Below are 12,465 nucleotides of genomic sequence, written 5' to 3' on the forward strand. Positions count from 1 at the left end.
GAAGTCGAGAAGCCGATAGCAGCGCTTGAGGCTGGACGAGAAAGGTGGCTTCATTTCGTCCAGCCTCCATCGGTTAGACTGCGCCTGATCCAATGACAAATAAGGTTCAGCGATGCTCACCCACCTCGATTCCCAAGGCCGTGCCAGCATGGTCGATGTCACCCACAAGGCCGTCACCGCGCGCGAAGCCGTAGCCGAGGCCCGCGTGCGGATGCTGCCGCAGACGCTACAGATGATTCAGCAGGGCGGTCATCCCAAGGGCGACGTCTTCGCCGTAGCCCGTATCGCCGGCATCCAGGCGGCGAAGAAGACCCATGATCTGATTCCGCTGTGTCATCCGTTGCTGCTCACCAGTATCAAGGTCGAACTGGAGGCGGACGGCGAGGATGGCGTCCTGATTCGCGCCGCGTGCAAGCTGGCGGGACAGACCGGGGTCGAGATGGAGGCGCTGACTGCGGCCAGTGTCGCGGCGTTGACGATCTACGATATGTGCAAGGCGGTGGATCGCGGCATGGTGATCGAAGGCGTGCGTTTACTGGAGAAGCTGGGCGGCAAGAGCGGTCATTGGCAGGTGCAGGCATGATCAACATTCAGTTTTTCGCCCGTTATCGGGAAACCCTTGGTTCGGACGGCGAGCGCCTGGACTGGGATGCCTCGCTCGCCAGCGTGAATGACGTGCGCCTGCAGCTGCTTGCCCGTGGCGGTGCCTGGGAGGTGCTCGCCGAGCAGAACCTGATGTGCGCGCGCAATCAGGAGCTTTGCAGTCTCGAGGAGCCGGTCGTCGATGGCGACGAGCTGGCCTTTTTCCCTACCGTGACCGGAGGCTGAGCATGAGCGTTCGTGTACAGCAGGCGCCGTTCGATCCCGGTGCCGAGCTCAATGCGCTGCATGCGGCCAATCTCGGCATCGGTGCGGTAGCCGGGTTCGTTGGTTACGTGCGCGACTTCAACGACGGGCAGGAAGTTGCCGGCATGTTCCTCGAGCATGCGCCAGGCATGACCGAGAAGGCGTTGGCGAAGATTGTCGAGGAGGCCCAACAGCGCTGGCCGCTGCTGCGCCTGGATGTTCTGCACCGCGTCGGTCCGCTGGAGCCTGGCGAACCCATCGTTTTCGTCGGTGCCGCCAGTGCCCATCGCGATGCGGCCTTCGACGCCTGTCGTTTCGTGATGGATTACCTGAAAACGCGGGCGCCGTTCTGGAAGAAGGAGAACACCACGTCGGGACCGCGCTGGGTAGAGGGTCGCGCCAGCGATCAGCTGGCGGCCGAACGCTGGCGCGAGGAAGGCTGAGCCTTCAGGGGAAGGTGATGTAGATCTTGAAGGCCAGCGTCGAGAACATGGTCAGCACGCCCAAGCTCAGCAGGCCGACGCCCCATTGCGTATCCCGGTAGTTGAAACCCACGCAGAGCATGACGAAACCGATGACGATGAGCGTCAGAAGCCAGTGAATGCTGTCCATCGGTGCCTCCTCGATCCTGATTCCGGGTACAACTCTAGCCGCCCGACGATGATCGCCGCCTGACTCAGATCATCGAGTCAGGCAGTGGATCAGGAATACGGCGCGCCGAGGTCACGCCGGAGGGACTCAACGTGCTTGGGGTACCGGGGTGAGCAGTTCTGCCGGCGGCATTTCGCACTGTATCTTGCGGCCGATCAGTGCCTCGATGGGCGGCAGCGCAAAGGAGTCGTCTTCGCCGGCGAAGCTGATTGACGTGCCGCTGGTGCCGGCACGGCCGGTGCGGCCGATGCGGTGCACGTAATCGTCGGGATCTTCCGGCAGGGTGAAATTGATCACATGGCTGATGCCATCGACGTGAATGCCTCGACCGGCGACGTCGGTGGCCACCAGTACGCGGATCTTGCCTTCACGAAAGCCTTCCAACGTGCGGATACGCTTGTGCTGCGGTACGTCGCCGGACATCTGCGCAGCACTGATGCCGTCGCGGGTCAGGCGCTCTTCGATGCGCCGCACTTCGTCCTTGCGGTTGGCGAAGACCATTACCCGCGTCCAGTCGTTCTGGGTGATCAGGTTGTACAACAGCTTGTACTTGTCGCTGCCGGCCACGGCGTAGACATGCTGCTCGACGGTGTCGCTGGCCACGTTCTCCGGCTCGATTTCGACTACCGCGGGATTGGTCGTCCACTGCTGCGCCAGGTTCATCACGTCGTCGGTGAAGGTGGCGGAGAACAGCAGGGTCTGACGTTCGCTCTTGGGTGGTGTCTGTCGGATGATCTGGCGGACCTGCGGAATGAAGCCCATGTCGAGCATGCGGTCGGCTTCGTCCAGCACCATCACCTCGACCATGTCCAGGTGCACCTCGCCACGCTGGTTGAAATCCAGCAGGCGCCCGGGCGTGGCAACCAGAATGTCGCAGTACTTCGATTCCAGCAGCTTGAGCTGCTTGTCGAAGTCCATGCCGCCGACGAAGCTCATCACATTCAGCCCGGTGTACTTGGTCAGGTCCAGCGCGTCGTTGGCGATCTGCACCACCAGTTCGCGGGTAGGGGCGATGATCAGTGCGCGTGGCTCGCCCATGTAGCGATCCTTGGGCGGCGGCGTCTGGAGCAACTGAGTGATGGTGGAGATGAGAAAGGCAGCCGTCTTGCCCGTGCCGGTCTGGGCGCGACCGATGGCGTCTCTGCCGGCCAGCGTGTAGCCGAGCACCTGGGCCTGGATCGGCGTGCAGTAGGGGAATCCCAGGTCGTGGATCGCATGCATCAGCTCGGGGGCGAGCTTGAAGTCGTGGAAGCGGGTCTTGCCTTCGGCCGGCTCGACCACGAAGTCTTCCAGTTTCCAGGCGGGCGCAGCGGGCCTTGCCGGCTTGTTGTTACGCGGGCGTCGTGGCTTTTCACTGGAGCGTGGCGCGGGTTGCTGCGTGGGGAGGCGCTCGGCGGCCTCGGCGTTTTGTCGGGCCGGGGGGTTATGTGGTGGCGTCTCGTCACCGGCAGGCCCGGCGCTGGCCACTACGTCGGCCTGCTTGTCGGGGGCCTTGCCAAAGATTTTCTTGAGTGCTTTGAGCACGGTCTTCTCGTCGTCGAATTAGGAAAGAATCGCGCGTCAGTGTAATGCAAGACGCCGGTATGGCGAAGTCTCGCGCTCGGTTACGTCTGGCGTTGCGGCGCCAGCCAGCGAGCTGTGCGACCCGCTGGCGATGAGGTGCGCGCCCCTATCGGGCAAGCAGCGGCGCGAGCCAGTCGGCGATGTCGCGGATCTCCTCCGGTAACACTTCATGGCTCATGGGGTATTCGCGCCACGTCGCGTCAACGCCGGCGTCGCGCAAGCACTGGTAGGCCGCACGACCCATTGCCGCCGGCACCACATCGTCGCGGCTGCCATGCAGGCACAGTGTCGGATAGCCGAGTGCCTGGGTGAAAATGGCCGACGGCTCGGTGAATGTCGGTGCGTACGTCGACAGGGCGATGACGCCGCCTAGCGGTCCCTGCCAGCGGAGAAAGGCCGTATGCAGAACGACCGCGCCGCCCTGGGAGAAGCCGGCGAGAACGATTCGCTTCGGGTCGATCCCGGCATCCCGCTGCGCTTCGATCAGGCGGATGACCTGTTGTGCTGAAGCCTCGAGCTGTTCGCGATCGATCGCCCTGGCCGGGCTCATGGCAAGAATGTCGTACCAGCTCGGCATGCTCCAGCCGCCGTTGATCGTCACCGGGCGTGTCGGAGCCTGCGGCAGGATGAAGCGGGTGCTGCACAGGCGTTGCTGCAGCGCTTCGGCGACTGGCAGAAAGTCATAGCGATCGGCGCCCAGGCCGTGCAGCCAGATAACGCAGGCGTCGGCGGGGTCGGCCGGGTCGAGAATCAAGGGTTCGCTCATGGATCGGCTCCAGTTGGGGGCGAGTTGCCTCGTCTTGGGGCATTTGGCGCCGCCAGCGAGGAAGTAATCGTGAGGTTACTCGCTAGCGGGCAACGATAGAACCCGCGCCAGCATGTCTGGGCTGCACCCTTTGCCGAGCTGGTACGCCGCTTGCTTTGTACTGCCTGGCTCTGAGCGGACCGGTAATGGCACAAAGAACATTGCCGATCATCCATGGGCGACTAAACTCAGGTCAGGCTATCGCCGCTTCGCTGCTTCCGGCTGGACAGCGCAGGGGGACGGTCGAACCCGAGAATAAGAAAGCAAACTGGAGGTTTCGATGATTAGGGTGAAATCCACACTGGCTGCGCTGGGTGCTGTGTCACTGCTGGGGGTGAGTGGGATGGCGCAGGCGGGGGCGACCCTCGATGCGGTGCAGAAGAAGGGCTTCGTGCAGTGCGGCATCAGCGACGGCCTTCCAGGCTTCTCGTTCGCCGATGCCAAGGGCAATTATCAGGGCCTCGACGTGGATGTCTGCCGTGCAGTAGCCGCAGCGGTCTTCGGTGATGCGAACAAGGTCAAGTACAGCCCATTGACGGCGAAGGAGCGCTTCACCGCCCTGCAATCGGGTGAAGTGGACATGCTGTCGCGCAACACCACCTGGACCAGCTCGCGGGATGCAGCGATGGGGTTGAATTTCACCGGCGTGACCTACTACGACGGGCAGGGCTTCCTCGTAAACAAGGAGCTTGGCGTCAAGAGCGCCAAGGAACTGGATGGCGCCACCGTCTGCATCCAGGCGGGCACGACCACGGAGCTCAACCTTTCCGACTATTTCCGCGCCAACAATCTGAAATACACCCCCATTACTTATGACACCTCCGACGAGAGCGCCAAGTCGCTGGAGTCGGGGCGTTGCGATGTACTGACATCCGATCAGTCGCAGCTGTACGCCCAGCGCATCAAGCTCGCCAATCCCGACGAGTATGTGGTGCTGCCGGAGGTGATCTCCAAGGAGCCGCTCGGCCCTGCGGTTCGTCAGGGTGACGAGGAGTGGTTCGATATCGTGCGCTGGAGCCTGTTCGCCATGCTCAATGCCGAAGAGCTGGGCATCACCTCGGCAAACGTCGAGGAAAAGGCCAAGAGCACCAAGAATCCCGACGTGGCGCGCCTGCTCGGCGTCGAAGGGGAATACGGCAAGGATCTCAAGCTGCCTAAGGACTGGGCAGTGCAAATCGTCAAGCAGGTCGGTAACTATGGTGAGATCTTCGATCGCAACGTCGGTGCCGGCAGCGAGCTGAAGATCGAACGCGGCCTCAATGCCCTCTGGAACAACGGCGGCGTGCAATACGCTCCGCCAGTACGTTGATCGAGCGGGCCGGGTTTGCCGGCCCGTTACCAAAGGGAGAACGCGTCGCCGGTGCGTACAACGCGCCGGCGCTGCCGTATGAGGACTTTCGATGCGAACCATCGACAATCCCAGGCCGGCCAGCGGATCGCTACTGAACGATCCTAAGGCGCGGGCATGGCTGTTTCAGATTATTGCTGTCATCGCCGTCGTTGCATTCGGCTGGTACCTGTTCCACAACACCCAGACCAACCTTGCCCATCGCGGCATCACCTCCGGGTTCGGCTTCCTGGACAATGCCGCCGGGTTCGGCATTTCCCAGCACCTGATCGACTACAGCGAGAGCGATACGTACGGGCGCGTGTTCTGGGTCGGGTTGCTCAATACGTTGCTGGTCAGCGTGATCGGCATCGTGCTGGCAACGGTGATGGGTTTCATCCTCGGCGTAGGCCGCCTGTCGAGCAACTGGCTGATTCGTCAACTGGCCACGCTGTACATCGAGATATTCCGCAATATCCCGCCGCTGTTGCTTATTTTCTTCGTGTATTTCGCGGTAATCGGTCCGCTGCCAGGGCCTCGCGACAGCCTGAGCCTGCTGGATGCGGTGTTCCTCAACAACCGTGGCGTGCAGATGCCGGCACCCAGCGCCGCCGAAGGGTTCTGGGCGTTCTGGGTGGCGTTGTTCGTTGCGCTCGTCGCGGTGGTCCTGCTCAATCGGTGGGCGCGCGCCCGGCAGCATGCGACCGGCCAAATGTTTCCGGTGTTCTGGACCAGCCTCGGGCTGTTTCTGGTATTGCCCTGGCTGATGACGCTCGTTGCGGGGTCACCTTTCACCTGGGAGGTACCGCAGCTGCAGCGCTTCAATATCCGCGGCGGCTGGGTGGTCATACCGGAACTGGTCTCGATCGTCGTGGCGCTATCGGTCTATACCGCTGCCTTCATCGGCGAAACCGTACGCTCGGGGATTCAGTCGGTCAGCCACGGTCAGACCGAGGCTGCGTCGTCCCTCGGGCTGCGCCCTGCGCAGGTATTGCGACTGGTGATCGTGCCGCAGGCACTGAGGGTGATCGTTCCGCCGCTCACCAGTCAGTACCTGAACCTGGCGAAGAACTCGTCCCTCGCTGCCGCCATCGGTTATCCGGACATGGTGTCGCTGTTCGCCGGCACGGTGCTCAACCAGACCGGGCAGGCCATCGAGACCATGGCCATCACCATGAGCGTCTATCTGGCCATCAGCATCAGCATCTCGTTGCTGATGAACTGGTACAACAAGCGCATTGCGCTGATCGAGCGGTGAGCGCATGACCATTCATACCTTCAAGCCCGACCTGCCGCCGCCGACCATCAGTATTGGCGCACTCGGCTGGTTGCGGGCCAATCTGTTCTCCAGCTGGATCAATACCTTGCTTACGCTGGTGGGGCTGTACCTGCTCTGGCTGGTTGTGCCTCCGGTGCTCGAGTGGGCCATCTTCAAGGCGGACTGGAGCGGCGAAACACGTGCCGACTGCAGTCGTGAAGGAGCCTGCTGGGTCTTCGTGCAGACGCGTTTCGGTCAGTTCATGTATGGCTTCTATCCCACGGAGCTGCGCTGGCGGGTCGATGCGGCGGCATGGTTGGCGATCATTGGCGCAGCCCCGCTGCTGCTGCGGCAGATGCCGCACAAACTGCGCTATGGCTTGGGCTACCTGCTGGTCTATCCACTGCTGGCCTATTGGCTGCTGCATGGCGGATTCTTCGGCCTGCAGACGGTGCCCACCAGCCAGTGGGGCGGGCTGATGCTGACCGTGGTGATCGCCGCCGTGGGCATTGCCGGTGCCCTGCCACTGGGCATCCTGCTGGCGCTGGGGCGGCGTTCGGACATGCCGGCGATTCGTGTGCTATGCGTGACCTTCATCGAGTTCTGGCGCGGCGTGCCGCTGATCACCGTGTTGTTCATGTCCTCGGTGATGCTGCCGCTGTTCCTGCCCGAAGGCATGAACCTGGACAAGCTGCTGCGGGCGATGCTGATGGTGGTGTTCTTCGAGGCTGCCTATGTCGCCGAAGTGGTACGTGGTGGCCTGCAGGCGATCCCCAAGGGGCAATACGAAGCTGCCGCTGCAATGGGACTGGGCTATTGGCGCAGTACGCTGCTGGTGATCCTGCCGCAGGCGCTGAAGCTGGTGATTCCGGGCATCGTCAATACCTTCATCGCGCTGTTCAAGGACACCAGCCTGGTGATCATCATCGGCCTGTTCGACTTCCTCAACAGCATCAAGCGCGCCACTGCGGACCCGGCCTGGCTGGGCATGTCCACCGAGGGCTATGTGTTCGCTGCGCTGGTGTACTGGATGTTCTGTTTCGGCATGTCCCGCTATTCGATGCGCCTGGAGCGCAAGCTGGACACCGGCCACAAGCGTTAGGAGTGATATATGAGTGATTCAATCGCGCAGGCCGGGCAGGCGAACGAGCCGGTCATTCGCATGCAGGGCGTGCACAAGTGGTTCGGCCAGTTCCATGTGCTCAAGGACATCAATCTGAGCGTGCGCCAGGGCGAGCGCATCGTGCTGTGCGGGCCCTCGGGGTCCGGCAAGTCAACCACCATCCGCTGTCTGAACCGACTGGAGGAGCACCAGCAGGGGCGCATCGTCATCCACGGTGTGGAGCTGACCAACGATCTGAAACAGATCGAGGCGATCCGCAGCGAAGTTGGCATGGTCTTCCAGCACTTCAACCTGTTTCCTCATCTGACCGTGCTGCAGAACTGCACCCTGGCACCCATGTGGGTGCGCAAGCTGCCGCGCCGCCAGGCCGAGGAAATCGCCATGCATTATCTGGAGCGGGTGCGTATTCCGGAGCAGGCCAACAAATTTCCCGGTCAGCTCTCCGGTGGCCAGCAGCAGCGCGTGGCGATTGCCCGCGCACTGTGCATGAAGCCGAAGATCATGTTGTTCGACGAACCGACCTCGGCGCTCGATCCGGAAATGGTCAAGGAAGTGCTCGATACCATGGTCAGTCTCGCCGAAAGCGGCATGACCATGCTCTGCGTCACCCACGAGATGGGCTTCGCGCGCACGGTGGCCGATCGGGTCATCTTCATGGACAAGGGTGAGATCGTCGAGCAGGCCGAGCCAGAGGTCTTCTTCACCAACCCGGTAAATGACAGGACCAAGCTGTTCCTCAGCCAGATATTGCATTGACGGGCACCGCAACGTGCAGGTTGGGTTGAGCGCAGCGAAGCCCAACGGCCGGAGGGTCGGGCATGGCGCCGGTGTGAGTTGGCTTCAGCGCTATGCGCCTCAACCCAACCTACGCTCGGCTGCCGTCATGGGCTAGAATACGCCCCCGACTGCTCCCCCCTCCGAGGCTGTTCCGACGATGTTGATCCTGCGCGGCGCTCCCGCTCTTTCCGCCTTCCGTCACGGCAAGCTCCTGGCACAACTGACCGAAAAGGTCCCCGCGGTCAGCGGGCTGTATGCCGAGTTCGCCCATTTCGCCGAGGTTTCCGGCGCGCTTGGCACGGATGAGCAGCATGTACTGACCCGCCTGCTGAAGTACGGCCCCAGCGTGCCGGTACAGGAGCCGGCCGGTCGGTTGTTCCTGGTGATTCCGCGTTTCGGCACCATCTCGCCCTGGTCGAGCAAGGCCAGCGACATCGCCCACAACTGCGGCCTGGAGAAGATCCAGCGGCTGGAGCGGGGCATTGCCTATTACGTGCAGGGCGAGTTGTCCGACGGTGACGCCGCGCTCGTCGCTGCGACCCTGCACGACCGTATGACGCAGCTGGTGCTGGGCCGTTTCGAGGAGGCGACCAACCTGTTCAGTCATGCCGAGCCCAAGCCGCTCACGGCGGTGGACGTCCTCGGCGGTGGTCGCGCCGCGCTGGAGCAGGCCAACGTCGAACTGGGCCTGGCCCTGGCCGAGGACGAGATCGACTACCTGGTGCAGGCCTTCAGCGGGCTGGGGCGCAATCCGCACGATATCGAACTGATGATGTTCGCCCAGGCCAACTCCGAGCATTGCCGGCACAAGATCTTCAACGCCAGCTGGGACATCGATGGCGAAAGCCAGGACAAGTCCCTGTTCGGCATGATCAAGAACACCTACCAGCTGCATAACGAAGGCGTGCTTTCGGCCTACAAGGACAATGCCGCTGTGATCGTCGGCAGTGTCGCCGGGCGCTTCTACCCGAACCCGGATACGCGCGAGTACGCCGCGAGCCGGGAGCCGGTGCATATCCTGATGAAGGTGGAGACCCACAACCACCCGACCGCCATCGCCCCGTTCCCCGGCGCATCCACCGGCTCCGGTGGCGAGATTCGCGATGAAGGCGCCACCGGCCGTGGTGCCAAGCCCAAGGCCGGCCTGACCGGCTTCACCGTCTCCAACCTGAACATTCCCGGCTTCGAACAGCCCTGGGAAAAGCCCTACGGCAAGCCGGAGCGTATCGTCACGCCGCTGGACATCATGATCGAAGGCCCTCTGGGCGGTGCCGCGTTCAACAACGAATTCGGTCGTCCGGCGCTGACCGGCTACTTCCGCACCTTCGAACAGGCGATCAGCACGCCGCGTGGCGAGGAAGTGCGCGGCTATCACAAGCCGATCATGCTTGCCGGCGGCATGGGCAACATCCGTGAAGACCATGTGCAGAAGGGCGAGATTTCGGTCGGCGGCAAACTGATCGTACTTGGCGGCCCGGCGATGCTGATCGGCCTGGGCGGTGGTGCCGCATCCTCGATGGCCACCGGTACCAGCTCGGCGGATCTGGATTTCGCCTCGGTGCAGCGCGACAACCCGGAAATGGAGCGTCGCTGCCAGGAAGTCATCGACCGCTGCTGGCAGCTCGGCGAGCAGAACCCGATCAAGTTCATCCATGACGTCGGTGCCGGTGGCCTGTCCAACGCCTTCCCCGAACTGGTCAACGATGGTGGCCGTGGCGGGCGCTTCGAGCTGCGCAACATCCCCAACGACGAGCCTGGCATGGCGCCGCTGGAAATCTGGTGCAACGAGTCCCAGGAGCGCTACGTGCTTTCGGTCGACGCCGCCGATTTCGAGCGCTTCAAGGCCATCTGCGAGCGCGAGCGCTGCCCGTTCGCAGTGGTCGGCGAGGCCACCGAGGAGCCGCATCTGACCGTCGCCGACAGCCATTTCGGCAACAATCCGGTGGACATGCCGCTCAACGTCCTGCTCGGCAAGGCGCCGCGCATGCACCGCAGCGCGCAGCGCGAGGCCGAACTGGGCGATGACTTCAATGCCGCGGCGGTCTATCTGGACGAGGCCGTCGGGCGCGTGCTGCGCCATCCGGCGGTGGCCAGCAAGAGCTTCCTGATCACCATCGGCGACCGCAGCATCACCGGCCAGGTCGCCCGCGACCAGATGGTCGGCCCCTGGCAGGTGCCGGTGGCCGATTGTGCCGTGACCGCGACCAGCTATGACGCCAGTACCGGCGAGGCCATGGCCATGGGCGAGCGCACCCCGCTGGCGCTGCTGGATGCCCCTGCTTCCGGGCGCATGGCCATCGGCGAAACCCTGACCAACCTCGCTGCGGCACGCATCGAGAAGCTGTCCGACGTCAAGCTGTCGGCCAACTGGATGGCCGCTGCCGGTCATCCAGGCGAAGACGCCCGCCTGTACGACACCGTTCGCGCCGTCGGCATGGAGCTCTGCCCGCAACTGGGCATCACCATCCCGGTGGGCAAGGACTCGATGTCGATGAAGACCCGCTGGTCGGAAGAGGGCGCCGAGAAGAGCGTGACCTCGCCGCTGTCGCTGATCGTGTCCGGCTTTGCCCCTGTCGTCGACATCCGCCAGACGCTGACCCCACAGCTGCGTCTGGACAGGGGTGCCACCGACCTGATCCTGATCGACCTCGGGCGCGGACAGAATCGTCTGGGTGCGTCGATTCTCGCCCAGGTCTACGGCAAGCTCGGCCGGGAAGTACCGGATCTCGACGATGCCGAGGACCTGAGCGCCTTCTTCGCCGTCATTCAGGGGCTCAATGCCGATGGGCTGCTGCAGGCCTATCACGACCGTTCCGACGGTGGTCTGCTGACCACGGTGCTGGAAATGGCATTTGCGGGCCACTGTGGGTTGAACCTGAACCTCGACGGCCTGCTGGACGATGCCGACGACGTGCCTGCGGTGCTGTTCAACGAGGAGTTGGGTGCGGTCATCCAGGTGCGTCAGGACGACACCGAGCTGGTGCTGTCGCAGTTCAGCGCCGCCGGCCTCGGTGATTGCGTCGCGGTGATCGGCCAGCCGGCTAACAACGGCTATATTTCGATCAGGCTGGCCGGCAGCGAAGTGTTCAGTGGCGATCGTCGTCTGCTGCAGCGCCAGTGGGCCGAAACCAGCTATCAGATCCAGCGTCTGCGTGACAATGCCGAATGCGCCGATCAGGAATTCGACTCGCTGCTGGAAGAGGACAATCCCGGGCTCAGCGTCAAGCTCAGCTTCGATGTGAATCAGGACGTCGCCGCGCCCTACATCAAGCGCGGCATTCGTCCGCAGGTAGCGGTGCTGCGTGAGCAGGGCGTCAATGGCCAGGTGGAGATGGCCGCCGCGTTCGACCGCGCCGGCTTCGCTGCGGTTGACGTGCACATGAGCGACATCCTTTCCGGTCGCGTCAGCCTCGAGGACTTCAAGGGGCTGGTCGCCTGCGGCGGTTTCTCCTACGGCGACGTGCTCGGTGCTGGTGAGGGCTGGGCCAAGTCGATCCTGTTCAATGCGCGTGCGCGCGATGGCTTCCAGGCCTTCTTCGAGCGCAGGGACAGCTTCGCTCTGGGTGTGTGCAACGGCTGCCAGATGATGAGCAACCTGCACGAGCTGATCCCGGGTACCGAGAACTGGCCGCACTTCGTGCGCAACCGCTCGGAACAGTTCGAGGCGCGCGTGGCGATGGTCCAGATCCAGGACTCGCCGTCGATCTTCCTGCGGGGCATGGCCGGCTCGCGTCTGCCGATCGCCATTGCCCATGGCGAAGGGCACGCGGAGTTCGAAAACGAAGAGGCCATGCTGCAGGCCGACCTCTCCGGCACCGTGGCGCTGCGCTATGTCGACAACCATGGCAAGGTCACCGAGCGTTATCCGGCCAACCCGAACGGCTCGCCCCGCGGCATCACCGGTCTCAGCAGTCGCGACGGTCGGGTGACCATCATGATGCCGCACCCGGAACGGGTGTTCCGTGCCGTGACCAACTCCTGGCGTCCTGATGAGTGGCAGGAAGATGGTGGCTGGATGCGCATGTTCCGCAACGCGCGCGTCTGGGTGGATTGATCGCGCCGGTTGGCCGGCTCGCTGCAAAGCCCGCTGATCTCGCGTCAGCGGGCTTTTTATT

Annotated in this window: 11 protein-coding genes; 8 read left to right on the top strand and 3 right to left on the bottom strand. The window is 63.3% G+C overall.

The genetic code is table 11. The annotated features are described in order from the left end of the window. The first annotated feature begins 112 nt into the window (after positions 1 to 112). From moaC to moaE, 3 genes are read left to right on the top strand one after another with little or no spacing between them, the layout of a single operon-like run. Positions 113 to 583, top strand: coding sequence for a cyclic pyranopterin monophosphate synthase MoaC (moaC, locus tag B597_RS42355; protein WP_003293657.1), 471 nt, complete (start codon positions 113 to 115; stop codon positions 581 to 583). Next, positions 580 to 828 carry a MoaD/ThiS family protein gene (locus tag B597_RS42360; RefSeq protein WP_003293655.1) on the top strand — a complete coding sequence of 83 codons (249 nt, stop codon included), beginning with the start codon at positions 580 to 582 and terminating at the stop codon, positions 826 to 828. The genes moaC and B597_RS42360 overlap by 4 nt, the downstream gene beginning before the upstream one ends. A gap of 2 nt (positions 829 to 830) precedes the next feature. Further along, complete coding sequence (moaE, locus tag B597_RS42365; protein WP_003293653.1) at positions 831 to 1,289, top strand: molybdopterin synthase catalytic subunit MoaE; 459 nt, start codon at positions 831 to 833, stop codon at positions 1,287 to 1,289. Positions 1,290 to 1,293: 4 nt separating this feature from the next. Here the strand turns inward: moaE and B597_RS47435 are convergent, their stop codons facing one another. From B597_RS47435 to B597_RS42375, 3 genes are all read right to left on the bottom strand, one after another. Next, positions 1,294 to 1,458: a hypothetical protein gene (locus tag B597_RS47435; protein WP_003293652.1), complete on the bottom strand. Its 165-nt coding sequence runs from the start codon at positions 1,456 to 1,458 to the stop codon at positions 1,294 to 1,296. Positions 1,459 to 1,584: 126 nt separating this feature from the next. Then, complete coding sequence (rhlB, locus tag B597_RS42370; protein ID WP_031323724.1) at positions 1,585 to 3,021, bottom strand: ATP-dependent RNA helicase RhlB; 1,437 nt, start codon at positions 3,019 to 3,021, stop codon at positions 1,585 to 1,587. A gap of 145 nt (positions 3,022 to 3,166) precedes the next feature. After that, complete coding sequence (locus B597_RS42375; RefSeq protein ID WP_003293649.1) at positions 3,167 to 3,826, bottom strand: alpha/beta hydrolase; 660 nt, start codon at positions 3,824 to 3,826, stop codon at positions 3,167 to 3,169. Positions 3,827 to 4,145: 319 nt separating this feature from the next. Between B597_RS42375 and B597_RS42380 the strand changes: the two genes are divergently transcribed. The 5 genes from B597_RS42380 (at position 4,146) to purL (ending at position 12,404) form a co-directional block, all read left to right on the top strand. Continuing rightward, positions 4,146 to 5,174, top strand: a complete 1,029-nt coding sequence (locus B597_RS42380; protein ID WP_024162427.1) for an amino acid ABC transporter substrate-binding protein — start codon at positions 4,146 to 4,148, stop codon at positions 5,172 to 5,174. A gap of 91 nt (positions 5,175 to 5,265) precedes the next feature. Further along, positions 5,266 to 6,450 carry an amino acid ABC transporter permease gene (locus B597_RS42385; protein ID WP_003293647.1) on the top strand — a complete coding sequence of 395 codons (1,185 nt, stop codon included), beginning with the start codon at positions 5,266 to 5,268 and terminating at the stop codon, positions 6,448 to 6,450. Positions 6,451 to 6,454: 4 nt separating this feature from the next. After that, on the top strand, positions 6,455 to 7,552 hold the full coding sequence (locus tag B597_RS42390; protein WP_003293644.1) for an amino acid ABC transporter permease: 1,098 nt from the start codon (positions 6,455 to 6,457) through the stop codon (positions 7,550 to 7,552). A 9-nt stretch (positions 7,553 to 7,561) separates the two neighbouring features. Continuing rightward, positions 7,562 to 8,329, top strand: a complete 768-nt coding sequence (locus tag B597_RS42395) for an amino acid ABC transporter ATP-binding protein (protein ID WP_003293643.1) — start codon at positions 7,562 to 7,564, stop codon at positions 8,327 to 8,329. Between the two features lie 178 nt (positions 8,330 to 8,507). Next, the gene (gene purL, locus B597_RS42400; protein WP_003293641.1) at positions 8,508 to 12,404 is read left to right on the top strand and encodes a phosphoribosylformylglycinamidine synthase; all 3,897 of its coding nucleotides are present in this window, start codon (positions 8,508 to 8,510) and stop codon (positions 12,402 to 12,404) included. Positions 12,405 to 12,465 lie beyond the last annotated feature (61 nt).

Source organism: Stutzerimonas stutzeri KOS6 (genome assembly GCF_000307775.2).
In the GTDB taxonomy this organism is placed as follows: Bacteria; Pseudomonadota; Gammaproteobacteria; order Pseudomonadales; family Pseudomonadaceae; genus Stutzerimonas; species Stutzerimonas stutzeri_B.

What these genes read in the sequence shown, in the direction of transcription:
- B597_RS42390 (WP_003293644.1), top strand. Translation starts at nt 6,455, where the DNA reads ATGACCATTCATACCTTCAAGCCCGACCTGCCGCCGCCGACCATCAGT.
- B597_RS47435 (WP_003293652.1), bottom strand. Translation starts at nt 1,458, where the DNA reads ATGGACAGCATTCACTGGCTTCTGACGCTCATCGTCATCGGTTTCGTC.
- B597_RS42385 (WP_003293647.1), top strand. Translation starts at nt 5,266, where the DNA reads ATGCGAACCATCGACAATCCCAGGCCGGCCAGCGGATCGCTACTGAAC.
- moaC (WP_003293657.1), top strand. Translation starts at nt 113, where the DNA reads ATGCTCACCCACCTCGATTCCCAAGGCCGTGCCAGCATGGTCGATGTC.
- B597_RS42360 (WP_003293655.1), top strand. Translation starts at nt 580, where the DNA reads ATGATCAACATTCAGTTTTTCGCCCGTTATCGGGAAACCCTTGGTTCG.
- B597_RS42395 (WP_003293643.1), top strand. Translation starts at nt 7,562, where the DNA reads ATGAGTGATTCAATCGCGCAGGCCGGGCAGGCGAACGAGCCGGTCATT.
- purL (WP_003293641.1), top strand. Translation starts at nt 8,508, where the DNA reads ATGTTGATCCTGCGCGGCGCTCCCGCTCTTTCCGCCTTCCGTCACGGC.
- B597_RS42380 (WP_024162427.1), top strand. Translation starts at nt 4,146, where the DNA reads ATGATTAGGGTGAAATCCACACTGGCTGCGCTGGGTGCTGTGTCACTG.
- moaE (WP_003293653.1), top strand. Translation starts at nt 831, where the DNA reads ATGAGCGTTCGTGTACAGCAGGCGCCGTTCGATCCCGGTGCCGAGCTC.
- B597_RS42375 (WP_003293649.1), bottom strand. Translation starts at nt 3,826, where the DNA reads ATGAGCGAACCCTTGATTCTCGACCCGGCCGACCCCGCCGACGCCTGC.